The organism is Ruegeria sp. CK2 (assembly GCF_056536585.1).
This window is the reverse complement of sequence record NZ_JBQFPW010000003.1, coordinates 396054-421785: the sequence shown is the minus strand read 5'-3', so window position 1 is coordinate 421785 and position 25732 is coordinate 396054. Positions and strand designations below refer to the sequence as shown.

Here is a 25732-nt window from a genome sequence, read left to right as displayed (position 1 = left end):
CGAATGACAAGGCTGACGTAAAGTAGATGAGATCTTCCAAATCCCGCTCGCGGGCCAAGAATAACCGCAATCGTCCTTCTGGCGGCAACGTCGTAAACCGGGTTTTTGACAGCTCGGGTCCGGAAGGAAAGGTGCGTGGCACACCGCAGCAAATCATAGATAAGTACAATCAGTTGGCGCGCGATGCCCAGCTGAGCAATGACCGTGTTGCGGCCGAGAACTTTCAGCAACATGCTGAGCATTACTTGCGATTGCTCAGCGAAGCACAGAAAGAGATGGAAGCGCGCCGCGAAGAGCAGGAGCGACAGAACCGCGAACGCCAGGCAGAACGCGATCGTGAACGCGCCGAGCGTCAGGAACGCGAAGCCGCCCGTCAGTCTGATCCGGCCGAGACGCCGCAGCCCGACGTCATGGATTTCGGGTCCGAGGCAGCTGCGCCTGAAAGCGGGCTGGTCGAAACCCCCGAAAGCCAGGGCAATGCGCCTGCAGAAGGTTCCGAGGCGCCAGAGCGCAAGGAAAAGCCAGCGCGCAAACCTCGCGCCCGCAAGCCGAAACCGGCACCCAAACCGGAAACGACCGGTGACAATGGTGATACGCCCGAGGCTGCTGAATAGTCAGCCCAAAAGGATCTGATTTAAGAAACCCCGGTATATGCGCCGGGGTTTTCTTTTTACTGTGTCAGGTTTTTTGAATTTCGCGGGCCAATGCACAAAACGCTTCGAGCGAGATTTGCTCGGCCCGGTCTGTAGGCTTGATACCGGCGGCGACCAAGCGGTCTTCGATGTCCGGGGCGACGCCCTTCAGGGACGCGCGCAGCATCTTACGCCGCTGGTTGAAGGCGGCGGCGACTGTGCGGGACAAAGTGGCGGCATCTGCCGGATAGCGCGGCTCGGGCAGGGCAGTCAGATGAACGACCGAGCTGGAGACTTTGGGCGGCGGAGTGAACGCGCCCGGCGGCAGGGACATGGCAATACGCGCCTCGGCGCGCCACTGGGCAAGAATGGCCAGACGCCCGTAGGCTTTACTGCCGGGTTGGGCAACGATGCGCTCGGCCACCTCGCGTTGGAACATCAGCGTCAGGCTTTGCCAGAACGGGGGCCATTCTGGTGGTGTCAGCCAACGCACCAAAAGCTCGGTTCCGACATTGTATGGCAGGTTGGCTGCGACCCGGATCGGCGGCGTCAGATGAGCCAGAGGATCGATTTCCAGCGCATCACCGTTGATCACCTCAAGCTTGCCGGGATAGGCCGCGGCAATGTCATTCAAGGCGGCAATACACCGGGTGTCTTTTTCCACGGCGACAACCTTGCGCGCGCCTTCGGACAACAAGCCGCGCGTCAGACCTCCGGGGCCTGGGCCGATTTCCAGAACATCGCAGTCTTGCAAATCACCGGCCTGGCGCGCGATCTTGGCAGTCAGGTTGAGGTCCAGCAAAAAGTTCTGACCCAGCGACTTGCGGGCGGACAGTTGGTGTGACGCGATAACCTCGCGCAATGGGGGAAGTGTGTCGATGGCGCTCATGATCCGACTACCGTGGCGCGGAAAGGCAGCGTGGTGCCAGAGGTTTTTTGCCTCCGGCGGGGATATTTTTGGCCAGATGAAGGATCAAGGGGTCTTTGCCATCCGTTGGGCGAGTTTCAGAGCTTCGATCAGGCTGGTGGGGTTGGCGATGTTTTTTCCCGCGATATCCAGTGCAGTGCCGTGGTCAGGTGAGGTGCGTATGAAGGGCAGACCCAGCGTCACATTGACACCGCGGTCAAAATCCAGCGTTTTGATCGGGATCAGGGCCTGATCGTGATACATCGCAATCGCCGCGTCATAGCGGGTGCGGGCGGCGCTGTGGAACATAGTGTCCGCAGGCAGCGGGCCGGTAACCGTGTAGTGGTCGCTGTTCAGGCCCACCAGCAGCGGTGATATCCAGTCCAGCTCCTCGGTGCCCATTTTGCCTCCCTCGCCGGCATGGGGGTTCAAACCAGCGACGGCAAGTCGCGGGTGAGGGATGCCGAAATACTGCCGCAGGCCTTCAGCGGTGATCGCGATAGTTTCGCGCAACACCTCCGGGGTGAGTTCCTGAGGAACGCGTGACAAGGGAATGTGGATGGTCGCAGGAACCACGCGCAGCTGATCGCTGGCGAGCATCATCACCACGCGGTTACGCCCGGCCAGCGCAGCGAGAAACTCGGTATGGCCGGGATAGGCGAACCCGGCCCCGTCGATGAGCGCCTTTTTATGGATCGGGGCGGTGCACAGCGCCGAAGCTTTGCCGGATTGCACCAAAGCAACCCCCTGTTCGATGGCATCAATGACCGACGGTGCGTTTGCTGGATCAGGATCGCCGGGTCTGTTCGCGGACGGGAACTCTAGTTGCAGCACTGGCAAGGCGGTTGAACTGACTCGTGACGCTTGCGACGGGTCTTCGATCACTTGCGTGGGCGTTTCATCCGGCAGGTGAGCGGCATCGCCGATATAGACAAACGGGCAGGCGTCACGCAGGTGATTCCACGCTTTAGCTGCGACTTCCGGGCCGATTCCAGCCGGATCACCGCAGCTAAGCGCGATAGGAGCCGTCATTGCTCGGTGATGGTTGCGTCGGCCCGTAGCTGTTCCAGCAGGCTGTCGGCAAATGCTTGCAGGCGCTGCTGGGTCAGGGCATTGGCCACATCTTCGCGTGACGTGTCTTCACCCAGGTCGCGAGTTCGGTTGCACAGCATCAGGAACACCAGCGTTTGGCCATTGTTGCGGGTTAGCGTTGTCGACACTTCGTTTCGGTCAAGTTTGGCCAGTTCGACGGCCACATCGCGCGGAATCTCGGACGGGGCTGCGTCGATGCGATCCAGAACCTCGCGCGGCTGATCCTTCGCGATGCCATAGAGGTCATCGCAAGTGTCGATCTCTTCTTTCAACCGCGCAGCAGTTGCCAGCGTGTCGGCGCTGCGGCCGCCGGGCAGGTAGTAAATGGCGTAGTCGATCTTGGAGTATCTGGGTGCGCCTGTTGCAACTTCGCGTAGACCACGTAGCTGAAACAGAGCGACGGCATTTGGCAGAGAGATCGGATCAGTGACCTCGCCATTCTGCAGGCCCAGAATCACCGGTTGCAGCGCAGGTGGCAGGTTGGAGATATTGAGCCAATCCAGGCGTCCGCCATTGTCGCGAGTGGACGCTGCGGAATATTGCGCGGCTGCGGCAGAAAACGCATCAAACCCCTGTAATTGGGCAATTTCTTCTGCCAAAAGCTCGGTCTGGGCCAAAGTTTGGGGGTTTACGGGAATAATGATCTCGGACAACAAAACTTGCAGCCCGCCACCACCTGCCTGTCCCAAAGCGCGGTTGATTTCGTCTTGCGTCGGGCGGGCCTGAGACAGGTAGCGAGAACTGATGTAGTCGCGCCAGGACAATTGATCTGCCACGAAGTCCCGAACGGTTTCAGGTGCAACGCCGGCCTCGCCGAGCAGTTGCAGGAATTGTTCTGTCGTCAATTGTCCGCGCGCTGCAAATTCATCGATTCCCAATTGCACATCTTCGGGGGCAACCTGAATTCCAGCCTCGTTCATCGCTTGTTTACGCAACCTGTCATCGATCAAAGCCTGTCGGACTTCCTCATCCGAGCCGCCGGGAATGCCCAGCACGGTCAGAAACTGAAGCCTTTGGTCCAATTCGTACCACGTGACGATGTCCTGATTGACGCGTATCGCAGGTGAGAACAAACCTTGGGCACTGACATGCGGCGCAACGAAGCTAAGCGACGCGGCGATCAAAGCCGGAGCAACCGGTTTAAGCCAACCGGAACGAAGAAACCTGAAGAAACCTGATATCAACTGCATTTTCTCTTGTATGTTTTGCCACCACCTTCGAGGGCGTAACCTGTCAGCGACAGGGTAAAGCCGAATTCGGTCGAAGGCTCAATAGTTGATGTTGAAGTAAAGCGTCGCGTTACGGACATGTTAACCTGAACGCATTCGTTCTGGTAGGTCACACCGAGCCCAAGGCGGATGGGTTCGGATTCGGCGAAATCATAGCGAGCTTCGGCTTCTGTTAGCCAGTTTTGATCGATTGGGTACCGCCCAAGCAGCCAAATCTCAGAGATCTCGTCGGTAGCATTTTCAGCGGGGTCTGTTTCTTGCCAGATGTAACTGCCTGACACGCCGGCACCATCTTTCTCCCAAGCGCCGCGAACCTCGGCTTTGACAAAACTCAGATCGCTATCCAACAAGCCGCGCCCGGCAAGTGACCAGCCATTGGCAGTGCGGATCTGGCCCGCCAACAACAGGTCTGAGGATGTGCCTTGTAATCCGGACGTCAGATTGAAATTCGGATCGGCATCCGCCCGGAACACCTGACCAACCGTAGCCAGCGCCTGCCAGCCATTTGCAGCATACCGGGCCCAATTGAGGCCCACGACCGCTGTCGCACCATCTTCTCGTTGGTCTTCTGCGGGGAACCGTGACAGCGATAGTAGGTTGCCCTGATCGAAGTCTTGAAAGGTGCTTTCGTCATTGGGGACGTCGGTGTCAGAAACATCTGTCCAGCCAAATTGCGCAATCGGTTCAAGGAATTGGGTCGCGCCGGATTTCTCACGCCGGGTCATCGGATAGCGCAGGGTGAGGGCCGCGCGCGGGGTCGAACGGGTGACTTCCGTGGGAAAGTTGCTGTCGTGGCGAATGTTGAACGTGTCAATCGACGCCCCAAGCCGGGCATCTGCCCGCAGGCCCGAGGCAAAGGTCCAGCTGCGCAACCACTCTGCATCAAACGTTGCCCGGGCTATGTCCCGCCCGACGACATCTTCGTCGCTGGTGCGTTCATGGGCATGACCGATAAAGCTCAGCCGGACTTCGCCCCCAAGTGTGCTTGGAAAAAAGCGTTTCTGGTAGTTCAGATCAAACACGCGCGACGGAATCTCGTCCTGATTTTCGCTGTCGCGCAGGGTTTTGTAGTGAATGAGACTGGTTCTGAACGCTGTGTCGCGTTTGATCCGTTCTAACGCAATTTCGCTGCGCAGGCGATCCAGATCCGGGAGGCCGTAATCGGCAAGATATGCATCGTCCGACGCGGTCTGAAGATTGAAGGTAAAACGGTAGTCGTTCTTCAGGGTGAACCAGCCGTTGGCAAACAGATAGCCGCGGTCCTGGTCCTGCTGCACATCATCTCGTGTATAGGCGCCTTCGATCTGGATGCGGCCGTTCACAAACGCCTGACGGTATCGATAGCCCAGTGTTGTGGTTTTGGGCGAGAGGTAGGGCGTCAGCGTCAGGTCCTTGTGATCTCCCAGCTTGAAGAAATACGGGACCTGCACCCCTGTGCCCAACTGCGAGGTTGTCCGGATCGACGGGACCAGAAAGCCTGTCGCGCGGTCCAGTGTCGGATCAGGCAGGCGCAGGTAAGGGAAATAGAATACCGGATAGTCCAGCACCCTAAGCTGCGCGCCTTCGAAATAGAGTTGTCGTTCCAGCTGATCATGCGTGACCTTGCGGGCCCGAATTTGCCACAGCGGCGGCTTCCCATTGTCGCAGACATGACATGAGGTAGCCGAGACCTTACTGAATTGCGTATAGCGGCCCGATGCCCTTTTCGCTTGCACCGACGCAATTTGAACTTGCTGGTCAAACACCATCCGCGCGCCGATCAGCAGGCCGTTTTGAATGCCGCTGTCTAGCTGGGCGGAATCGGCAAGAACCGTGGACCGACCACCCTGATCGATGCGAATGGGGCCTTCCAGTGTCAGCTCGCCGGTTTCCCGGTTGTAGACAACGCGCCTCGCAGACAATTTGATGTCGCCCTGGAACGCCTCGACATTGCCCTCGGCCACAAGGGCGCGATCTGAGGTGATGAACACCTTGTCGGCGACCAGAAGAGCCGGTTCCTGCTGTTCCTGCGATCCTTGCGCCTGCAGCGTTGTCGTTTGCGCAACAAGGCCATCGGGAACCGACAAGGCAATTGCGCTTGTCAGCAGCAGAGCAACAATGTGCCGCATCAGCCATCCTCCGCATGTAAGAGCAAGCCGAGAGCCAGTAAGATTGCGGCAAAGGGCGGCGCCCAGGCAGCGACATAGATGGGCAATTGTCCGTTTTCCCCGAGAATTTGCGCAAAATTGCGGATGAAATAGATACCAAAGCCCAACAGAACGGCCGTCAGCACGGCAATTCCCGTACCACCGAAACGGACATGGCGCATGGTGAAGGCTGCTCCGATCAAGACCATTGCGACCAGGAAGAAGGGGCGGGCCAGTTGGGCCTGGAGCCAGACTTCGTATTGTTTGGTCGAAAACCCGGCCTCGCGCAGATCCGATATCAGCTGTGGGAGGTCATAGACCGAGACCGAGTCTTGTTGCCCAAGAGTATCCAGAATGCGTTCGCGCGTAAGTGATGTTGGCAGCTCTAACCGGTCATGCGCCACCGAGTTGAATTCTGGGTTCTGCCCATCCTGCAGCGTCCAGATTTTCGCTTGCGACAACACCCATTTTCCATCCTGCAGCTCGGCTCGGTCAGCGATGATTTGTTGAGTTGGTTTGCCATCGGGGGCAAAAGTAATGATGGTCACGTCATTCAGACCCAGCGTATCTCCATTCGAGGTGCCACGGGCGTGAATCACAGCCTGACCGTTTTCAGCACTTTGCCGCAGCCAAAGACCCTCGCTGCTGATCGACAGCGCAGAACTGCCATTGTTGCGATAGGAATCGGACAGGCGCTGAAATTCTTCAGAAGTGGCCGCTGCGATCGGGTTCAGCAATGCCACGGCAAGCGCACCGATGGTCAGCGCCAGCAGGACAGGGGCCACCAGCGCACGGATGCCGGACCGGCCCGTGGCGCGGGTCACCACCAGTTCAGATGTACGCGCCAGCCCAACAAACAGAGCGATTGTGGACAAAATGACCAGCAAAGGCAGCATTTCGCTGATTGCGGCCGGGGTGTTCAGCAGGGTCAAGTGCAGCAAACGTCCAAAGGACAAATCAACATCGTTAAAGCGGCGCACCTGTTCGATCAGATCGATCAGAATCATCAGGGTCAGGAAAATGGCTCCTATGACCAGAAAACTCTGCAGAAATCGACGGGCGAAGTAACGATCGAGGATCACGGGCGTGCCCTCGTTAAGCTTGTGAAGTGGGGGTTCAGGCCGGAATCGACCACGCATTTGACAATGCGCGACGGCCTATGCCTGCCGTTTGGTGCCACTTCATTCTCCCCCGAGCCCGCCGGTTATTTTTTCGGGACCTTAATGCAATTGCGAGACGGGGAAAACTGCTATCTGGTCAAGTTGGGCAGCGCAGGCTAGGTCTTGGGGAACAGATTTTGAGGAGTTTGCAATGAGCAGTCTTGTACCGATCCATTTTCAGGCCTTCGACGTAGACGCAATGGCGCAGGCCGAAGGGCGCGTCGTGATCATTATTCCGTCGGACGGTAAAATGAGCCCGGCTGCGCGCCGCGCGAACCGGTTGACCAAAGGCGCTGTTGCACGGCTGGTGGAAAGTGAGAAATTTGGGAAGTCCAAATCAGGCGACGTGATCTCTCTGGCTTGGCCCGCGGGTATGGCGGCTGAGGCATTGGACGTTCTGGTTCTGCCGCGCCGCCCCGAACATGACGAAGCGCGTAAAGCCGGTGCCGCCGTGGCCAAACTGGCGGGCAGCAAAGATATATTGGTGATGGCGGGAAATCAGGTGCATGTCGAACATCTTGCGATGGGGATTGCCCTGCGCAGCTACGACTTTGACGCGCATAAAACCAAGGAAAGCGACGGTGCTGGGGCGGTGACCATCGGCCACTCGAAACACGAAGAAGCCAAGGCAGCGTTCGCACCTCTATACGCAATCGCGGATGGTGTACGGATGACGCGGGATCTGACCAACGAGCCTGCGAATGTTCTGACCACCACCGAGTTTGCAGATCGCCTGGCCGAGATGAAAGATCTTGGCCTTGAGGTCGAAGTTCTGGAAGAAGATAAATTGGCAGAGCTTGGCATGCGCACGCTGTTATGCGTCGGGCAGGGCTCGGATAGCCCGTCAAAAGTCGTTGTCATGCACTGGAAAGGCGGAGACAAGGGCGATGCCCCGCTCGCGCTGGTCGGCAAGGGTGTCGTGTTCGATACCGGTGGCATCTCGCTGAAGCCTGCAGGCGGCATGGAAGACATGACCATGGATATGGGCGGTGCGGGTGTGGTGGCCGGCACTATGCGGGCCCTGGCCAAGCGCAAGGCCAAAGCCAATGTGGTCGGGCTGGTCGGGCTGGTAGAAAACATGCCCTCAGGTAACGCAACACGTCCCGGTGATGTGGTGACGTCGATGAAGGGCGATACGGTCGAGGTTATTAATACCGACGCCGAAGGCCGTTTGGTTCTGTGTGATGTCATGTGGTACGCGCAGGAGCGGTTCGAACCGGTTGGCATGATCGATCTGGCAACACTGACCGGCGCGGTGATCATCGGTCTGGGGCACGAGAATGCCGGTGTGTTTTCGAACAACGATACGTTCTGTGATGCATTCCTGAAATCCGCCAAGGTAGAAGATGAAGGCGCGTGGCGGATGCCGCTGGGCGCCGGGTATGACAAGCTGTTAAAGTCGCGTATTGCCGACATGAAGAACGTGGGTGGCCGACCGGCGGGATCGATCACGGCTGCGCAGTTCCTCCAACGCTTTGTCAAAGAAGAAACGCCTTGGATTCATCTGGACATTGCGGGTGTCGCCTCGGTCACCACAGAGACGTCTTACGCGCCCAAAGGGGCGACTGGCTGGGGCGTGCGTGCGCTAAGCCGCTTCGTGCAGGACAATTTCGAGACCGATGAAGAATAATCTGATGGGGGCAGTCTATTTCTATCACCTGACCCGCCAGCCGTTAGAGCGGACCTTGCCGGCCCTGTTGGACAAGGCGCGGCAGGCCGGGTGGCGGATTGCCGTGCGGGGCACCGACCCTGCACGGTTGGATTGGCTGGATGAAAAACTGTGGCTGGGACCCGAAGAGGGATTTCTGCCGCATGGCCGTGCCGGTGGGCCACATGACCAGGCACAACCCATATTGCTGACGACTGAGGCCGAAGCCGCCAATGATCCGGCCTGTGTCATGGCGGTCGACGGCGCAGTGGTTGATCCCAGCGAGGTTGGGGCGCTTGAGCGGGTTTGTATCCTGTTCGACGGCAATGACGACCAGGCCGTTAGGCAGGCGCGGGGTCAGTGGAAAGATCTGACTGATGCGGGATGTTCTGCGAAATACTGGTCCGAGGAGTCGGGGCGGTGGGAAAAGAAGGCCGAGGCATAGCGCTTTGTCTTCGAACGTATTTTCAGGAGAGTGACGGATGGAAATGAAGCCTTTGGGCCGCGCTGGGATCATGGTGTCGGATCTGTGTCTTGGAACCATGACGTTTGGCACCCAAACGTCCGAGGCAGACGCGCATCAACAGATGGACATGGCGCTTGAGGCCGGGATCAACTTTGTCGATGCGGCCGAAATGTATCCGGTGAACCCGATCTCGAAAGAAACCGTTGGGCGCACCGAAGAAATCCTTGGCAATTGGAACGCCGCCAATGCGGCGCGCCGGGACAGCTATGTTCTGGCCACCAAACACTCGGGGGCGGGGTTTTCGCATGCCCGAGACGGGGCGCCGATCTCGGGTCAGACGATCCCCGAGGCGATTGAAGGGTCGCTGCGGCGACTGCAGACAGATTGCATCGATCTGTATCAGTTTCACTGGCCCAATCGCGGCAGCTATATGTTTCGACAGAACTGGAGCTATGCGCCAACCGGCCACAATACCGACGAAGTTGTCGACAACATGCAGGAGTGTCTTGAGGCGTTGCAGGCAGAGGTAGACAGGGGAACTATTCGCGCCTTTGGTCTTTCGAACGAAAGCGCCTGGGGCACGGCGCGATGGCTGCGACTGGCAGAGGAAACCGGCGGGCCGCGTGTGGCATCGGTTCAGAATGAATACTCGCTTCTGTGCCGTCTCTATGACACGGATATGGCTGAACTCAGCATGCACGAGGATGTGGGATTGTTGGCGTTCTCCCCGCTCGCCGCCGGGTTTCTGACGGGTAAGTATCAGGACGGAGCGGTGCCCGAAGGCTCTCGAATGTCGCTGGTTCCCGAGATGGGCGGGCGCAAATACGAACGCGTCTTCGGTGCGGTCGCGGCTTATCTTGAGATTGCCGCGCGACATGGTCTGGACCCGACGCATATGGCGCTGGCCTGGTGCCGGTCACGCCCCTTCATGATGTCCGCGATTTTTGGGGCCACGACGGTGAGCCAGTTGGAGCACATTCTGGCAGGGGCTGATCTGGAGTTGTCAAAAGACGTCCTGGCCGAGATCGGTGCCGCCCATAAGGCGCATCCGATGCCCTACTAAGGCAGGGCTCTGCTCCGTCACCTACGGTGATGCCCCGGGGATATTGCTTGGTCAGATGAAGGGGGCCAGTCAGTGATGGGTGGCTTGCGTGTGTTTTTGCCGCAAGTCCCGGGCCGACTGACCGTGCGCTGTGCGAAATGCGCGGGCAAAGCTGGATTGCGATACAAAGCCGGTGGCCATGGCGACATCCATCAGAGGCATATTCGTATCGGTGACCAGACGACGCGCTTCGGCCAGACGAAGTTGCAGATAGTGATCCTGCGGTGTCGTGTTCAGGCGCAGGCGGAATTGCTGTTGCAAGGTGCGGGGGCTGGTGCCCAGGTTTGAGGCGATATCGGACAGCGCCAGCGGATCGTCCAGCGAGGATTCCATCAGCGTGTTCGCGCGGGCGGTCAGCGCTGTATGGCGATGGGGCAGACCCGTGCGGCTTTGCGGTTTCGACGGTTCGGGCGCGCCTTCGTAGAGGAACAGCCCCGAGACGCGGGCCGCGAAACCGGCGCCGTGTCGGGCTGCGATAATATGCAACATCATCTCGACGGCCGGAATGGCACCGCCAGAGGTCAGGCGCCCTTCGGAGACAGTGAACCGGTCGGGGCGCATGTCGACTTCGGGGAAGCGGGCGGCGAAATTATCCAAATCTTCCCAATGGGTTGTGGCGGGGTGACCGTCCAGAAGACCGGCTTCGGCCAGCAGCCAGGGGCCGCCGTCAATCCCGGCCATGGTGGCCCCGGCGGCTGCGATGCGCCGCAAGCCGGCCAGCAGGCTGGGCGTGGCGTGGCGCGCCAATTGGAACCCCGCGACCACGATCATCAGATCGCAGCTTTGCAATCGGGCAAGCGGAGTGCCCGGAACGCTTAGCGCGCTGGTCAGCATCGCCGGTTCCGCCGTAGCGGTCACATAATCCCAATCGAACGCGGGTCGGTCCGCCAGTCGGTTGGCGGCGCGCATCGGGTCAACCGCCGAGGCAAAGCTAAGCGTGTTGCATTCATCAAGAACCAGCACCGCCGTTTTCAGGGCGCGATGTTCGGGCTGAAGTATGTTTTTTGCGGATTTCATCAAGTCTGATTCGCATATTGCCAAGTTGTTTGCCTAAGGCTGCGCCAGAGTTGGCACTGACGCAAATCGGAATCCGGGGAGAAGTCTGGGGAAAACCCATGACAAAACCGGGTATAACTTGGGGAAAACGCCATGCCTCTGGAAATGAACCGCGAAGTCTTCATCACCTGTGCCGTTACGGGCTCGGGCGGGACGCAGGACCGCAGCCCTCATGTGCCGCGCTCGCCGAAGCAAATCGCCGACAGTGCGATTGCTGCGGCCAAGGCTGGTGCCGCGGTGGTGCATTGCCATGTGCGCAATCCTGAAACCGGCGCACCCTCGCGTGATTTGGCGCTGTATCGCGAAGTCACTGATCGCATTCGGGATGCCGAAGTGGACGCCGTCCTGAACCTGACAGCGGGCATGGGCGGAGATATGGTCTTTGGCGGTGTCGAAAGCCCGCTGCCACTGGCCGAGGCGGGAACCGATCTGGTTGGGGCGACCGAGCGCGTGGCGCATGTGGCCGAATGCCTGCCCGAGATTTGCACGTTGGACTGCGGCACGATGAATTTTGCCGAAGCCGACTATGTGATGACCAACACGCCGGGTGCCTTGCGCGCGATGGGGCAGATGATGACTGATCTGGGCGTGAAGCCCGAGATCGAAGCTTTTGATACGGGCCATCTTTGGTTTGCCAAACAACTGGTGAAAGAGGGCATTCTGGAGCCAAACGCGCTGGTGCAGCTGTGCATGGGCGTGCCATGGGGCGCGCCGGATGATCTGAACACTTTCATGGCGATGGTGAACAACGTGCCTGAAGACTGGACCTTCAGTGCGTTTTCTTTGGGGCGCAATGAGATGGCTTACGTGGCGGCCTCGGTTCTGGCCGGTGGTAACGTGCGGGTTGGTTTGGAAGACAACCTGTGGCTGGAAAAAGGTGTGCTGGCCGAAAATTGGCAGCTCGTCGAACGGGCCGGAAACATCATCGAAAACATGGGCGCGCGGGTCATTGGGCCGCAAGAGGTGCGTGAGAAACTGGGTTTGGCCAAGCGGGCGCCCAAAAACTGAGCACCTGCAAGGTGCCGAATGGAAAAGCTGACCGGCGACAGCGGTGGCGTAAGGATCTGAACATGCGTTTGATCTCAGCGACGATGCTTTTACTGTGCTTCGCGGTTCAGGCAAGTTGTCAGACCGACAATCAGCCGGGTGTCGGTACGTCTGATGCGTCGGACAAACGGGTATGCGAGGCCAAAGGCGGTACCTATGAAATCGCCGGCCGGGCGCGCAGCTATGTCTGCTTCCTGCCGCTGCCGGGTGCAGGCAAGACCTGCGAAAAGGCATCCGATTGTGCCGGTTTCTGCCTGTCAGACACAAAACAATGCAGCGCGGTCACGCCGCAATTCGGATGTATTTCGCATCTGGATGAAGCCGGGCGCCTGCAGACGATCTGTATCGATTAGAGGACAGTATGACAAATACAGCAGCAATCATTGGTGGTGGCGTGATCGGTGGCGGATGGGCCGCCCGTTTTCTGCTGAACGGCTGGGATGTGCGGGTGTTCGACCCTGATCCTGAGGCGGAGCGTAAGATCCTTGAGGTTCTGGACAACGCGCGCCGGTCTTTGCCGGGGCTCAGCGACGTGCCTTTGCCGCCCGAAGGGACGCTGACCTTTCATGATGACATGGCTGAGGCCGTGTCCGGCGCCAGTTGGATTCAAGAAAGCGTGCCGGAACGTCTGGATCTGAAGCTGAAGGTCTACAAGGGTTTGCAAGAGGCATGTGATCCAGATGCCATCATTGGGTCTTCAACCAGCGGGTTCAAACCGTCCGAGTTGCAGGACGGGGCGTTGCGGCCCGAACAGATTGTGGTCACGCATCCGTTCAACCCGGTTTACCTGTTGCCGTTGATCGAAGTGGTGCCGACAGAAGTAAACCCACCCGAGATGATCCAACGGGCAAAAGACCTGTTGACCTCGGTCGGGTTCTTCCCGCTACACGTGAAGAAGGAAATCGATGCACATATTGCCGACCGGTTCCTCGAGGCTGTCTGGCGTGAGGCCTTGTGGTTGGTCAAAGACGGTGTCGCCACGACCGAAGAGATCGACGAGGCCATCCGCATGGGGTTTGGCATCCGCTGGGCGCAGATGGGCCTTTTCGAGACCTACCGCGTGGCCGGGGGCGAGGCCGGGATGCGGCATTTCATGGCGCAGTTTGGCCCGGCGTTGCAATGGCCCTGGACCAAGCTGATGGATGTGCCCGAGTTCACCGACGATCTGGTCGATATGATCGCCGATCAATCCGATGCGCAATCGGGGATGCATTCGATCCGCGAGCTGGAACGTATTAGGGACAACAATCTTGTCGGCATGATGCGCGCGCTCAAGGCGCAGAACTGGGGCGCGGGCGCGGTGCTGAACCAGCATGACCTGACGCTGAAACCCGGGGTGTTGCCGACGCTGGAGCAAGCTGACCTGAGCCAGCCGATCCTGACGCTGGCGCGCGCCGTGCCACTGGACTGGACGGATTACAACGGCCACATGAATGAGGCGCGGTATCTTGAAGCGTTTGCCGCGGCGACAGACCGGTTCATGGAGATACTCGGCTGTGACGCCGACTATATTGCCTCGGGCGGCAGCTATTTCACTGCGGAAAACCATATCCGCTATGTTGATGAGGTCCGGGCGGGCGCGAAGATCGAGGTGCGGACCCAGATGCTGCTGGGGGCCGGTAAGAAGCTGCACGTGTTCCACAGCATGTTTGAAGGTGACAAACTGCTGGCGACCGGTGAAAGCTTCCTGTTGCATGTCAGCTTGGAAACCCGCCGCCCCAGCGCGCCATCGGCAGAGATCGAGGCCGCAATGGCACGGGTTGCCAAGGCACAAGCTGGATTGCCGTATCCCGAAGGGGCCGGGGCTGCGATCCGGAAACCCGCATGAGCGGACGTGTACTGATCACCGCAGGCGCCTCGGGTGTTGGGCGGGCGATGGCCGAGGCTTTTGATGCGGCTGGATGGCAGGTCTGGGTGGCGGATGTGGATCCACAAAGGCTCGCCGATTGCCCCTCTGACTGGATGACGGCAGAGGTTGATGTGTCGGATGAATCCGCAGTTGCCGGAATGTTTGAAGCGATTGACGCCAAATGGGGCGGGTTGGATGCGCTATGCGCAAACGCCGGTATAGCGGGGCCGACGGCGTTGGTTGAGGATGTGAGCTTAACAGATTGGAAAAATTGCCTTTCTGTCAATCTTGAAGGCGCATTCTTATGCGCGAAGCACGCCACCCCGATGTTGAAGCGACAGGGCCGTGGCGCTGTGTTGATCACGGCGTCGACCGCAGGCCAGTACGGATATCCCAATCGCGCGCCTTATGCAGCAGCGAAATGGGGCATGGTGGGGCTGGGAAAAACCTTGGCAATGGAGCTTGGGCCGCACGGTGTGCGATGCAACGTGATCTGCCCGGGCTCGGTCGAAGGCCCCCGCATGGAAGGTGTTTTGCAGCGTGAAGCCGCCGCCAAGGGCATGACCCGGGATCAGGTATATGCGGGGTATGCCTCGGGTACGTCGATGGGCCGGTTTGTCGAGGCACAGGACATTGCCAATATGGCCGTGTTCCTGGCCTCAGACGCGGCGCGGCTGGTGTCGGGCCAGGTGATCGCGGTGGATGGTCACACGGTCAATCCTGACCCGAAGCTCTAGGCGCCGTCAGCCTTGATTTGGGCCGCGAATCTGGCGGATTGACTGGCGGACAGCTTGCCAATCCTGTGCTTGCTGGCGGTTTCCGGCGGCCTCGCATTCGCGCATCTTTTGCGCAGCTTCCGCCTCGGCCCGGTCGCCATGAGCGGTGTACAAGGCACGTGCGTATTGAGCGGTTTGGAGTGCGTCCATTCCTGATATCCTCCGTCTTTGGTTGGATCACCCGAAGGTTCGCGCCGGTTGACGATACCACAGGTTGAACGCTGCTGCATCACTTCGTCTTTGATTGGCCGGAAATCGCCTTCCGCAATGCGCGCAGATGGGCCAGAAAGTCGCGTGCTGTCAGGTCAGCCTCGCGTACAAGCGTGTCGAAATGACGGGTGAAAATCTCGATCCGGTCCCGGTCGCGGAAAGCCATGTAGTGGCTGCCAGCATAGAATACGCACAGCAACGGTCCGAAGATCGTCACCGGAGCGGAGTAAAGTCTTTTTGCATCAAATAGATAGATACGCATGCGTGGGTAAAGCTGCTCGCACAACGCCAGCAGATGGTCGATCTGTTCCAACCGGACATGAAGGGGCAAACCTTCATAATACCCGACAGCATGGGCAAAGCTGTGAATCTCATAGAGCGGCATCGCAATCTCATAGTCCGACTGCGCGCTGCGCATCCATTTCAGGCGGTCTTCAGACGCGCCGATGGCCTGGTCCGCAGTCCGACCCAGATGCGGCGCGTATTCCCATTCCAGCACCGCCCGGGTTTTTAGCATATCGGGCAGGGTGGCCGGGACATAGCGGATTTTGTAACCCGCAGCCTCCTGATGCCATTCAAAGATTCTCTCATCGACCAGTGCACGCGGCGCTTCTGCCATGCTTAAGGAGCTTGCCAACAGTTCCGCCGCACTTTCGGGTCGGTTCGACAGGCTTAGCAACCAATCAGCGGACACACCAAGAGCCGAGGCGCAACTGCCCACCACATGGGCATTGGGAAGGCGCGCACCTGCATCCGTCAGAAGTTGCGAGACGGTGGACCGGTCAACGCCGATACCACGCGCCAGCGCGCTTTGACTCATCTGTCGGTCCTCCATGGCCCGGGCCAAGCGGAGACGGAACTGAGCGGCGCGATCTCGTTTGTCGATTTTATCAGGCATGTGGTGATAAATATCATGAATGATGAGTTTTGTTAATCATATTCGGAATTCCCCACATGAGGCGCGGTCTGTAACGCTTTTGCAGAACAATAAAAATGGGGTCTGGAATGGAAACGCGACAAAGATCTGTCGTGAAGGCAGTCGTTTGGAATGCGATGGGCCTGGCCGTCATGACGGGTGTTGGCCTGATCGCAACGGGTTCTGCCGCTGTGGGTGGCGCCGTCGCCTTGGTTAATACGGCCATCGGTCTGACGATGTATGTGGTCTACGAACGCATCTGGGCAGGGATTTCGTGGGGTCGCAATGGCTGAACCGACGCGGCCCGAGTCCCCCGAATGGGGAACATTTGTTCTGATCGTTGCCTGCTATGCCGCGTGGCTGGCGGTGGTGTTTTTGCTTGCAAGCTGGTCGCCGTGGCTGGCCATTCCAGCGATGGGGCTTGTCGCGGCGCTGCATTCGTCGCTGACGCATGAGGCGTTGCACGGGCACCCGTTCCGCGCCACGTGGTTGAACGAAGCAATGATGGCATTGCCTCTGACATTGTTCATACCTTTTAATCGGTTTCGGGATTTGCATCTGGCACATCATCAGGATGCAAACCTGACAGATCCCTATGATGATCCCGAATCCAACTATTTGGACCCGCAGGTCTGGAGCGGTTTGTCCGGATGGCAAAAGCGGCTGTACACCGCCAACAACACATTGCTGGGCCGTGTGGTGCTGGGCCCGGCAATCGGGCAAGCAGCGTTCCTGCAGGACGAATGGCGCGGCGCTCTACGAGGAGATAAGGCTGTCTTGCTGGCCTGGGCGATGCATTTGCCTGGGGTTGCGGTTGTGCTTTGGATCGTGGCGCAGTCGGCCATGCCGGTCGGGGCCTTCATCGCCTCGGCCTATATCGGCTTGGGGCTGGTTAAGATCCGTACCTTCCTGGAACACCGTGCGCACGAAAAATCTCGGGCGCGAACGGTCATTGTCGAGGATCGCGGATTGCTGGCATTTCTGTTTTTGAACAATAACCTGCACGTTGTTCACCACATGAATCCGGCCGCGCCGTGGTATCGCTTGCCCGCACTCTATCGGTCTGGGAAAGACCGATATCTGGCCTGTAACGAGGCTTACGTATATCGGTCTTACGGCCAGATTTTCCGAGAGTATTTCTGGCATGCCAAAGATCCGGTGGCGCATCCGCTCTGGCCAAAGTCCTGATTAAGCGACACAAGGGACGCCATGAGTTTATGGATTCCCGTCGCGATCGCCGCGGCCACGTTTCAAACCGTGCGCTTCATGTTGCAGAAATCGCTAAGCAGCGTGAAGCTATCCGCTGCTGGTGCGACTTTCGCGCGGTTTGCCTATTCGATGCCGTTGGCGATTTTGGGTCTGATCATTGTGGTCTGGACTACCGGGGCAGAGCTGCCGCCGCTAACGGCCCGGTTCTGGATGTTTGTCGTTATCGGAGGCACAGCGCAGATCCTTGCGACAATCTGCGTGGTCGCCCTGTTCAAGCAGCGCAACTTTGCGGTCGGGATTACCTTCAAGAAGACCGAAGTGATTCAGACAGCCATTGTCGGGTTCGTTATCTTGGGAGACGGCATTTCCGCCGGTGCGTTTCTGGCGATCCTGATGGGGCTTACGGCTGTTTTGTTGCTGTCCAAGACACCTGGTGGCGACGGTGCATGGTGGCGCCATCTGACCAATCGGGCGTCACAACTGGGTCTTGGGTCCGGCGTATTGTTTGCGTTCTCAGCTGTCAGCTATCGCGGTGCCTCGCTTGAGCTCGGGGGGATCGAGGCATCGTTCCGCGCCCTGATCACACTGGCAACCGTTGTCACGTTTCAATTCCTGAGCATGTGGCTGTGGCTGATGTGGCGTGACCGGGCCGAATTGCGTGCGGTCTGGGACACCAGACGCACCGGCATCTTCGTCGGGCTGACCAGCCTGGGTGGATCATTCTGCTGGTTCTGGGCGTTCAGCTTGCAGAATGCAGCCTATGTCAAAGCGTTGGGGCAGGTGGAACTGATCCTAAGTCTGCTGGCTTCGACATTGTTCTTTAAGGAAACCATCACCCGGCGAGAGATCGCCGGGATTGCATTGTTGGGGCTGTCGATTTTGGTACTGGTCCTGGCCATCTAGGGTCAGTGGTTCGGTGCCTTAACCTGGTCTAACCCGTGCGACGTTCGTCAAAGCTTAGCGCGATGAAGCTGGGCAGGTGATCACCCATACCCACAACGTCAGGTCCGCGATCGTTCCGGCGGCCACGACCGCGCCCTTTAGGCTCGGGGTCCTTGCGGGGTTCAACTTTTTTATCGTCGTTCTTTTTCGGGGCCGGAGCTTTGGATTTCCGCTCGGGCTTTGGCGCCTCGGCTTTAGGCTCCTCGGCCTTGATCGGGTTGTCGAGGCGCGGAATGTCTTTCTGAATCAGCTTCTCAACTGCGGCCAACGCTTTTTCATCGCGAGAGGAGCAAATCGTGATCGCCTTGCCCTCGCGTCCAGCGCGACCGGTTCGGCCGATGCGGTGGACGTAATCCTCGGGGTGGCCGGGGACATCGAAATTGATCACATGGCTGACAGAAGGCACATCCAACCCACGCGCGGCCACGTCCGAGGCAACCAGCAGGCGCAGGGTTCCATCGCGGAATCCGTCCAGCGTTTTCGTACGTTGGGACTGATCCAGATCACCATGGATGGCTGCGGCATCATATCCGTGTTTTTTCAGTGACTTGGCGCAGATGTCCACGTCGGTCTTACGGTTGCAAAAGATGATCGCGTTGGTGCACTTTTCACCTTCGGCATCAATCAATGCGCGCAATACGTTGCGTTTCTGGCTGGCTTCGCGATCGCGGCGACCGCCTTTGAACATGACCACGCCTTGCTCGATCGTCTCGGAGGCGGTGGCCTGACGGGCAACCTCGACCCGTTTTGGCGCGGACAGGAACGTGTCGGTGATCCGCTCGATCTCCGACGCCATGGTGGCCGAGAAGAACAGGGTCTGCCGGGTGAATGGTGTCAGCGAGAAGATGCGCTCGATATCAGGAATGAAGCCCATGTCGAGCATCCGGTCGGCTTCGTCCACCACCATTATCTGAACGCCAGTCAGCAGCAGCTTGCCGCGTTCAAAATGATCCAGCAGACGGCCCGGAGTGGCGATCAGCACATCGACACCCCGGTCGATCAGTGCATCTTGTTCCTTGAAGCTGACACCGCCGATCAACAGCGCTTTTGTCAGCTTGAGATGTTTGGCGTAAGTATCGAAGTTCTCAGCCACTTGCGCAGCCAGTTCCCGTGTCGGGCACAGCACAAGCGAGCGCGGCATCCGCGCCCGTGCGCGACCGCGGGCCAACAGCGTTATCATTGGCAGCGTGAAACTTGCGGTCTTGCCGGTTCCCGTTTGGGCGATGCCTAAAACATCGCGCCCTTCAAGCGCGGCAGGGATCGCGCCTTCTTGAATTGGAGTTGGGGTTTCGTATCCAGCTTCCTCAATCGCTTTGAGGACCTTCGGGTTCAGGTTTAGTTCGTTAAACTTTGTCATGTATGTCCGGTTCATGCGGACACTTGACCTGGCCCGCGCGTCTGAAATGTGCCGGGCCCGGATGGCCATGCGCCTTGTGCGCTGTTTCGGCTTGAGCGCGGACATAACAAAAACGTGGGTCAGGGTCAAACAAAGACCTGTGGATCAGCGGGTTGTGGTGCCTGTCCCCGAATTTTTGCAACAATTCAGCTACTTCCGGGAAAGTGTTTCGCAACTTTTTCATCCAGACTCAGTGGCCGGTGCTTGATCATGCCATGCGCTTCCAGTCTGGCACGTACATCAGGGTCTGCGCCGCTCATTTCAGTGTAGAATGCGCGAAGGCCATCGGGCCCTTGTTCAGCCTCGATCCAGCTGAGCAATTCGTTCTTGTTCAACCCGCCTTGATCGCGCGGAACATTCGGGGACATACCCGGTTGATACGAACCGCGATCCATTCGAAACTTGTAGTGTGCAATCCAATGTTCCCAGTCCGGCGCATGGCGGTGGCAGAGTTCGATTTGTGGTACTTCAAACTTACAAGGCAGCAGCTTCTTGTTCTGAAACAGGTTGTGGATACGAAAGTTTAGGTTCTCCATGCCGGATCGCACGAACAGCTTGCCCTGCACATGGCTTAAGAAGCCGCCCAGAACAAAAGCGCCGTAATTCGGATAGATTTCCTCGACGATGGCCTCTCGGTCAGCTGAGTTCGGGATATGTGCCTTGTACAAGTCTTCGCTGCCACCGATTGCTTCGATAGGTCGAACGCGCACGGCCGGTTTGTCGGCAGGAACTGAACTCAGAAGGTCTGTAATTGGCTCTGGCGACCAAAGGAATTCGTCAACATCGATGTGGGCCAGCCAATCCAGCTTGGTATAACGATAGGCGAATGTCGCATGAACGGTCTGGCGGATCTGGTGCTTTTCGGGGCGATTGCGCCGCCGTTCCTGCCAGAATGCGTCGTCACAGTTCCGAACCCGGATCTTAGGATGACAGGACAATGCCTCAAACGCGCCCGGGTTAGGTTCATCCATGTAGATGTACAAAAAATCCGCGCCCAGATCGAGATGATGGGCGGCAAAACCAAGAATAGTGTCCGTTGGCCCCCGGACCATTGAAACGATCCCCCAGGTGATCATGCGCGGGCTTGCCGGGACAGGCGTGTGTCGCGCATCAGCTTTAACCTGCGAAAAACGCTGCCGGGGTCTTTGTTCAATTCGGTCATCAGGTGATCGACCAGCGGTGCGATGGTGGTATCCTGCAATGCTTTGGTCCAGATGGGCGCGATGAGATTGACGTCTAATCCGCCTTTTTCAAGGGAAAAAGATTTCATTTCGTAGGGCAGCGACGCCTCGCTTTTGCCGCGCATCCTGTGCGGCGTATCGGGGGCCACACCGGAAAATAACCGTTCGAATTCATAGAGCTTCATCATGCCGAATAGCATACGCAGGGCCTGACCGACCTCACGCTGCGTCGATGTTTCCCCGTGGATGGCAAAGGTTTGAACCGACGAGACCAACCAGCGCAGATTTAACGCAGATATCAGGTGATCGGGGTGTTCGCCCCAAAGACGGCAGAAAAGCGCGGGGGCGCGGCGAGGGTATGAGCGTTTCCGCAGGTTTGACACCAGTTGTGCGTTCAGAAAGGCAAGCTCGGAATTGCCGACAAATTCTGTGGCGATTTTTGCGCGCTTGCGGTTCCATGAGGTTCTTAGATCTGGTTCAGGCAGAACTGTGGCGCTTTCGGGCACGATCTGCTGGACCATCGAGGCAAGGTCTGCGTCCAATGGTGGCAGCGTTTCCAAACCAAACTCAAATGGGCTGCGCCGGTTTTCATAGCTGTCCAGCATGTCGGGCAGGCCGCCCGGGAAAGTCAGATCGTCTTCGCTCATGAGCGCAGAATTGCACAGCCAGACTCGACTGCGCAATCAGCCAGTTGCGTCACGTCATCATCTCTTTCGTCGCCGTCAGGGTAAGCTCGGGATAGTCGCGAACAACGCGGTCAATGTCCCATTGCAAACGAGTCAGATAGACGATGTCGCCATCATGGTCATGGGCGATATGTTGTTTGTTGGCGTTGACGAATTTCTCAACCTCGGCTTTGTCACCGCTGACCCAGCGGGCCGAGGTGAATTGCGAGACTTCGAAACGCACCGGCAGGCCGTATTCCATCTCGATCCGGCTGGCCAGAACCTCGAATTGCAGTGCGCCGACCACGCCGACGATAAATCCTGAGCCAATCGATGGTTTGAACACCTTGGCGGCACCTTCTTCGGCGAACTGCATCAGGGCCTTCTCTAGGTGTTTGGCCTTCATCGGGTCACCCGGGCGCACGGTTTGCAGCAGTTCCGGCGCGAACGACGGAATGCCCTTGACCCGGATCGCCTCACCTTCGGTCAGCGTGTCGCCGATGCGCAACTGGCCGTGGTTGGGAATGCCGATGATGTCACCAGCCCAAGCCTCTTCCGCAAGCTCGCGATCCGAAGCGAGGAACAGCACCGGGTTCGAGATTGCCATCGGTTTTTTCGTGCGGACATGCGTCAACTTCATGCCGCGCTTGAAATGTCCCGAGGCCATGCGCACAAAGGCCACCCGATCGCGGTGCTTGGGGTCCATATTGGCCTGTACTTTGAAGACAAAGCCTGCGACCTTCTTTTCCTCGGGCGAGATCTGCCGGGGTTCGGCGGACTGAATCTGCGGTTGCGGACCGTATGAGCCTATGCCTTCCATCAGCTCCTTAACCCCAAACGAGTTAATGGCCGAGCCGAACCAAATCGGAGTCATATGCCCCTCAAGCACTGCCTGCGGGTCCATGGCGGGCAGCAGCTCGCGTGCCATCTCAACTTCTTCCAGGAACTTTTCCAACAGATGCTCGGGCACGTGTTCGGCCAGTTTCGGGTCGTCCAACCCGTTGATCTCGATGCTTTCGGCCACCTTGTTACGGTCGGCACGGTCCATCAGTTCCAGCCGGTCGCGCAGCATGTCATAGCAGCCGACGAAGTCACGACCCGCGCCAATCGGCCACGCGGCGGGCGTGACGTCGATGGCCAGCATTTCCTGAATTTCGTCGATGATCTCGAACGTATCGCGGCTTTCGCGGTCCATCTTGTTACAGAAGGTCAGGATCGGCAGATCGCGCAGGCGGCAAACTTCAAACAGCTTCTGCGTCTGGCTTTCTACACCTTTCGCACCGTCAATCACCATCACCGCCGCATCCACGGCGGTCAGCGTGCGATAGGTGTCTTCCGAAAAGTCCGAGTGTCCGGGTGTATCCACCAGATTGAACCGGAAGGTGTCATAGTCAAACGACATGGCCGAGGCCGAGACCGAGATCCCCCGATCCTTCTCCATCTGCATGAAGTCCGATCGTGTGCGGCGCGCCTCACCCTTGGCACGCACCTGGCCCGCCATCTGGATCGCACCCCCATATAGAAGGAACTTTTCAGTCAGGGTCGTCTTGCCCGCATCCGGATGCGAAATGATGGCGAATGTCCGACGCCGCGCGATCTCCGGCGGCAATACAGGTTGGTTCGTGGCGGTATCAAGCATGAGCGCGCGTATAGGCGGGGAAACCTGCCGAGGCAAGACAAAGGGGGTGTTCCGAATCGGATCGCTATGGCAAAAAGAACATAAAGTGAACAAAAAAGTGGAGTGGAGCAATGAATTTGAAAGAAATAGCTCTGGAACTTGTGGCCGGATGCCGAGAAAACCGGACAACCGAGAATCTGGGCAAGATCTATGCAGCAGATGCTGTTTCGGTCGAGGCTGTGGATGATCAGGGTATGGGGCGGGAAGCCCATGGCCTGGATGCGATCCGGGGCAAACATGCTTGGTGGGACAATGCCACCGAGGTCAGCGACTTCAGCGCCAGCGATCCAATGTTACACGGCGATGACCGCTTTGCCGTGATTTTTAAGGTTCAGGGCAAATTCAAAGAAACCGGTGAGAGCTTTGATATGAACGAAGTCGCCATCTACCACGTCGCTGATGGCAAGATCGTGCGGGAAGAGTTCTTCGACTAAGCGTTGATCGTGCTTGAAAAATCCGTTTCTAGCCTTCCTTGCCGGACCGGTGCTAGATGTTTGGCAAGAATTGGTTGGGAGGGTTAGAATGGATCTTGGAATTCACGGAAAACGCGCACTGGTATGCGCCAGCAGCAAAGGGCTCGGTCTGGGCTGTGCCGAGGCTCTGGCGGGTGCTGGTGTAAACTTGGTGATGAACGCGCGCGGGGCTGAGGCGCTGGTAACCGAGGCCGCGCGCATTCGTGCGGATCATGGTGTTTCGGTCGAAACCGTTGCCTGTGATGTGACCAGTCCTGAGGGACAGGCGCAGGTGATCGAAGCCGCGCAGGGGGTGGATATTATGGTGACCAATGCGGGTGGACCGCCCCCCGGCTTGTGGTCGGATTGGGATCGGGAAGATTTCATCAAGGCGCTGGACGCCAACATGCTGACGCCGATTGCCTTCATGAAAGCCCTGTTGCCGGGCATGATGGACAAAGGCTGGGGCAGGGTGGTCAACATCACCTCGCAATCCGTGCGCGCGCCGATTGCGGTTCTGGGGCTGTCGAATGCCGCGCGGACAGGGCTGACCGGGTATGTGGCCGGAACAGCGCGGCAAGTTGCGCCGCATGGCGTGACGATCAACAATCTGTTGCCGGGAATTCACGCCACAGACCGGGCGAATTCGCTGGATGGCGGGGTTGCGGCGCAAAAGGGCATCTCGATGGATGAGGCGCGCGCCGAACGTGCCGCAACGATTCCCGCGCGCAGGTATGGGACACGGCAGGAGTTTGGCGCGACCTGTGCTTTCCTGTGTTCGCAGCACGCCGGTTTTGTCGTCGGGCAGAACATCCTGCTGGATGGCGGCGCAACCAATTTGACGATGTAACAATGGCACAGGCTTTTTCGCTGAAGGATCAGTTGTTTAACGCCGAAAAGACTCGCTACCTTGCGGGTCTGTTCGCCGATGCCGACCCGTCCTTTGATGCAGGTGCGTTCGAGGCGCGGGTTATGTCCCGGCTTCTAGAGCTTGAATTGAAGGAGCGTATGGCGTGGATCGCCGAGTGTTTGCAGTACGCCGTTCCCGGCGATTTGCCAGATGTCGCGCCCGTCATCCTTAGTGCCCTGCCACCGCCATTGGATCCCGACAAAACGGATGATGATTTTGGCGATTTCATCTTTGCGCCCCTGGGGGATTGGGTGGTTTCTATCGGGTTGGATCATCCCGAACTGGCGTTGGATGTGATCGAAGAACTGACACAGCGCTTTTCGATGGAATGGGCTATTCGTCCGTTCCTCAACCAACATCCCGATCAGGTCATGGAACGCATGGATCGGTGGTGTGGGCATGACAGTTACCACGTGCGCCGTCTTGTCAGCGAAGGCACGCGGCCGCGTTTGCCCTGGGGGCAGGCGATCGGGCTCGGCCTGAACGATCCGCTGCCATTGCTGGACCGGTTGCATGGGGACAAGACGCGCTATGTCACGCGGTCGGTCGCGAACCACTTGAACGACATCACCAAGAAAGACCCAGAACTTGTTCTGAACCAGTTACAGACCTGGCAGAAACAGGATCAGCAGCACCGGGATGAGTTGGACTGGATGACAGCGCATACGCTGCGGGGGTTGGTGAAATCCGGGCACCCGCAGGCGATGAAGATGCTGGGCTATGACCCGGATGCTAAGGTTGCGGTGGACGTTCAGGTGAATGGCTCGCCCCGGATCGGTGACGCGCTTGAGTTCTCAGTCGATTTGACCGGAGCCTCGGGGCAGCCGGTGCTGGTTGACTATATCATTCACTTTCAACGCCCGGGCGGGAAAACAACTGCAAAGGTGCATAAGCTGAAACAGTCGGTTTTGAAGGACGGGCAACTCTCGCTGACCAAGCGCCACAAGCTGAAGGCAGACGCTACCACATTCAAACTGGTGCCCGGCGCGCACAGGTTAGAGGTTCAGGTGAATGGCAAAGTTTGTGCGGGTGTGAATTTTGAACTGCTGGGGTAAGCCATCCCCTCGCCCCTCACGCTTTTGT

26 protein-coding genes are annotated in these 25732 nt (G+C 58.4%); 14 read left to right on the top strand and 12 right to left on the bottom strand.

From position 1 onward, the window contains the following. Window positions 1–26: 26 nt before the first annotated feature. Window positions 27–614 carry a DUF4167 domain-containing protein gene (locus ACR0BU_RS07585; RefSeq protein WP_298934801.1) on the top strand — a complete coding sequence of 196 codons (588 nt, stop codon included), beginning with the start codon at window positions 27–29 and terminating at the stop codon, window positions 612–614. A 64-nt stretch (window positions 615–678) separates the two neighbouring features. On the opposite strand, the gene rsmA is transcribed toward ACR0BU_RS07585, so the two are convergent. The 5 genes from rsmA to lptG all read right to left on the bottom strand — a co-directional run bounded on the left by rsmA (window position 679) and on the right by lptG (window position 7068). Further along, window positions 679–1521 carry a 16S rRNA (adenine(1518)-N(6)/adenine(1519)-N(6))-dimethyltransferase RsmA gene (rsmA, locus tag ACR0BU_RS07580; RefSeq protein WP_480735773.1) on the bottom strand — a complete coding sequence of 281 codons (843 nt, stop codon included), beginning with the start codon at window positions 1519–1521 and terminating at the stop codon, window positions 679–681. A gap of 84 nt (window positions 1522–1605) precedes the next feature. Further along, complete coding sequence (gene pdxA, locus ACR0BU_RS07575) at window positions 1606–2571, bottom strand: 4-hydroxythreonine-4-phosphate dehydrogenase PdxA (protein ID WP_480735771.1); 966 nt, start codon at window positions 2569–2571, stop codon at window positions 1606–1608. Then, window positions 2568–3821 carry a peptidylprolyl isomerase gene (locus ACR0BU_RS07570; RefSeq protein ID WP_480735770.1) on the bottom strand — a complete coding sequence of 418 codons (1254 nt, stop codon included), beginning with the start codon at window positions 3819–3821 and terminating at the stop codon, window positions 2568–2570. The genes pdxA and ACR0BU_RS07570 overlap by 4 nt, the downstream gene beginning before the upstream one ends. Further along, window positions 3812–5968 carry an LPS-assembly protein LptD gene (locus ACR0BU_RS07565; RefSeq protein WP_480735768.1) on the bottom strand — a complete coding sequence of 719 codons (2157 nt, stop codon included), beginning with the start codon at window positions 5966–5968 and terminating at the stop codon, window positions 3812–3814. The genes ACR0BU_RS07570 and ACR0BU_RS07565 overlap by 10 nt, the downstream gene beginning before the upstream one ends. Beyond that, window positions 5968–7068 carry an LPS export ABC transporter permease LptG gene (gene lptG / locus ACR0BU_RS07560; protein ID WP_299075828.1) on the bottom strand — a complete coding sequence of 367 codons (1101 nt, stop codon included), beginning with the start codon at window positions 7066–7068 and terminating at the stop codon, window positions 5968–5970. Before lptG ends, ACR0BU_RS07565 begins: the two co-directional genes overlap by 1 nt. Before the next feature lie 229 nt (window positions 7069–7297). Here lptG and ACR0BU_RS07555 point away from each other — a divergent pair, with 229 nt between their 5' ends. From ACR0BU_RS07555 to ACR0BU_RS07545, 3 genes are read left to right on the top strand one after another with little or no spacing between them, the layout of a single operon-like run. After that, entirely contained in the window at window positions 7298–8776 is a 1479-nt protein-coding gene (locus tag ACR0BU_RS07555; RefSeq protein ID WP_480735766.1) for a leucyl aminopeptidase, read from the top strand. Window positions 8777–8780: 4 nt separating this feature from the next. Further along, window positions 8781–9239, top strand: a complete 459-nt coding sequence (locus ACR0BU_RS07550) for a DNA polymerase III subunit chi (RefSeq protein ID WP_480735824.1) — start codon at window positions 8781–8783, stop codon at window positions 9237–9239. 37 nt (window positions 9240–9276) lie between these two features. After that, window positions 9277–10323: an aldo/keto reductase gene (locus tag ACR0BU_RS07545; protein WP_480735764.1), complete on the top strand. Its 1047-nt coding sequence runs from the start codon at window positions 9277–9279 to the stop codon at window positions 10321–10323. A 69-nt stretch (window positions 10324–10392) separates the two neighbouring features. Here the strand turns inward: ACR0BU_RS07545 and ACR0BU_RS07540 are convergent, their stop codons facing one another. Continuing rightward, a complete protein-coding gene (locus tag ACR0BU_RS07540; RefSeq protein ID WP_480735763.1) occupies window positions 10393–11379 on the bottom strand; it encodes a GlxA family transcriptional regulator in 987 nt (328 codons plus the stop codon). Window positions 11380–11511: 132 nt separating this feature from the next. On the opposite strand from ACR0BU_RS07540, the gene bcoG reads away from it, so the two are divergent. From bcoG to ACR0BU_RS07520, 4 genes are all read left to right on the top strand, one after another. After that, a complete protein-coding gene (gene bcoG, locus ACR0BU_RS07535) occupies window positions 11512–12426 on the top strand; it encodes a 3-dehydrocarnitine:acetyl-CoA trimethylamine transferase BcoG (protein ID WP_480735761.1) in 915 nt (304 codons plus the stop codon). Between the two features lie 62 nt (window positions 12427–12488). Then, complete coding sequence (locus ACR0BU_RS07530) at window positions 12489–12818, top strand: hypothetical protein (protein ID WP_298934811.1); 330 nt, start codon at window positions 12489–12491, stop codon at window positions 12816–12818. A gap of 8 nt (window positions 12819–12826) precedes the next feature. Further along, window positions 12827–14293 (top strand): carnitine 3-dehydrogenase, encoded by a 1467-nt coding sequence (locus ACR0BU_RS07525; RefSeq protein WP_299075808.1) that lies wholly within the window; start codon window positions 12827–12829, stop codon window positions 14291–14293. Beyond that, window positions 14290–15051, top strand: a complete 762-nt coding sequence (locus ACR0BU_RS07520; protein WP_299075805.1) for an SDR family oxidoreductase — start codon at window positions 14290–14292, stop codon at window positions 15049–15051. Before ACR0BU_RS07525 ends, ACR0BU_RS07520 begins: the two co-directional genes overlap by 4 nt. A gap of 6 nt (window positions 15052–15057) precedes the next feature. On the opposite strand, the gene ACR0BU_RS07515 is transcribed toward ACR0BU_RS07520, so the two are convergent. After that, complete coding sequence (locus ACR0BU_RS07515) at window positions 15058–15240, bottom strand: hypothetical protein (RefSeq protein ID WP_299075802.1); 183 nt, start codon at window positions 15238–15240, stop codon at window positions 15058–15060. 79 nt (window positions 15241–15319) lie between these two features. Then, complete coding sequence (locus ACR0BU_RS07510) at window positions 15320–16198, bottom strand: helix-turn-helix domain-containing protein (protein WP_480735759.1); 879 nt, start codon at window positions 16196–16198, stop codon at window positions 15320–15322. A gap of 107 nt (window positions 16199–16305) precedes the next feature. On the opposite strand from ACR0BU_RS07510, the gene ACR0BU_RS07505 reads away from it, so the two are divergent. From ACR0BU_RS07505 to ACR0BU_RS07495, 3 genes are read left to right on the top strand one after another with little or no spacing between them, the layout of a single operon-like run. Continuing rightward, window positions 16306–16509: a DUF2061 domain-containing protein gene (locus ACR0BU_RS07505; protein WP_298934816.1), complete on the top strand. Its 204-nt coding sequence runs from the start codon at window positions 16306–16308 to the stop codon at window positions 16507–16509. Then, a complete protein-coding gene (locus tag ACR0BU_RS07500) occupies window positions 16502–17404 on the top strand; it encodes a fatty acid desaturase (protein ID WP_480735757.1) in 903 nt (300 codons plus the stop codon). Before ACR0BU_RS07505 ends, ACR0BU_RS07500 begins: the two co-directional genes overlap by 8 nt. A 21-nt stretch (window positions 17405–17425) precedes the next feature. Beyond that, window positions 17426–18328 carry an EamA family transporter gene (locus ACR0BU_RS07495; protein ID WP_480735756.1) on the top strand — a complete coding sequence of 301 codons (903 nt, stop codon included), beginning with the start codon at window positions 17426–17428 and terminating at the stop codon, window positions 18326–18328. 28 nt (window positions 18329–18356) lie between these two features. On the opposite strand, the gene ACR0BU_RS07490 is transcribed toward ACR0BU_RS07495, so the two are convergent. The 4 genes from ACR0BU_RS07490 to ACR0BU_RS07475 all read right to left on the bottom strand — a co-directional run bounded on the left by ACR0BU_RS07490 (window position 18357) and on the right by ACR0BU_RS07475 (window position 23248). Further along, a complete protein-coding gene (locus ACR0BU_RS07490) occupies window positions 18357–19724 on the bottom strand; it encodes a DEAD/DEAH box helicase (RefSeq protein WP_298934819.1) in 1368 nt (455 codons plus the stop codon). Window positions 19725–19909: 185 nt separating this feature from the next. Then, a complete protein-coding gene (locus ACR0BU_RS07485; RefSeq protein ID WP_480735754.1) occupies window positions 19910–20839 on the bottom strand; it encodes a glycosyltransferase family 2 protein in 930 nt (309 codons plus the stop codon). After that, window positions 20836–21591: a hypothetical protein gene (locus tag ACR0BU_RS07480; protein ID WP_300066572.1), complete on the bottom strand. Its 756-nt coding sequence runs from the start codon at window positions 21589–21591 to the stop codon at window positions 20836–20838. Before ACR0BU_RS07480 ends, ACR0BU_RS07485 begins: the two co-directional genes overlap by 4 nt. A gap of 49 nt (window positions 21592–21640) precedes the next feature. Continuing rightward, window positions 21641–23248 (bottom strand): peptide chain release factor 3, encoded by a 1608-nt coding sequence (locus ACR0BU_RS07475; RefSeq protein WP_480735753.1) that lies wholly within the window; start codon window positions 23246–23248, stop codon window positions 21641–21643. Between the two features lie 110 nt (window positions 23249–23358). On the opposite strand from ACR0BU_RS07475, the gene ACR0BU_RS07470 reads away from it, so the two are divergent. The 3 genes from ACR0BU_RS07470 (at window position 23359) to ACR0BU_RS07460 (ending at window position 25704) form a co-directional block, all read left to right on the top strand. Then, window positions 23359–23721, top strand: a complete 363-nt coding sequence (locus ACR0BU_RS07470) for a SnoaL-like domain-containing protein (RefSeq protein WP_480735751.1) — start codon at window positions 23359–23361, stop codon at window positions 23719–23721. Window positions 23722–23809: 88 nt separating this feature from the next. Next, entirely contained in the window at window positions 23810–24589 is a 780-nt protein-coding gene (locus ACR0BU_RS07465) for an SDR family oxidoreductase (protein WP_480735750.1), read from the top strand. A gap of 2 nt (window positions 24590–24591) precedes the next feature. Then, the gene (locus ACR0BU_RS07460) at window positions 24592–25704 is read left to right on the top strand and encodes a DNA alkylation repair protein (RefSeq protein WP_480735748.1); all 1113 of its coding nucleotides are present in this window, start codon (window positions 24592–24594) and stop codon (window positions 25702–25704) included. Window positions 25705–25732 lie beyond the last annotated feature (28 nt).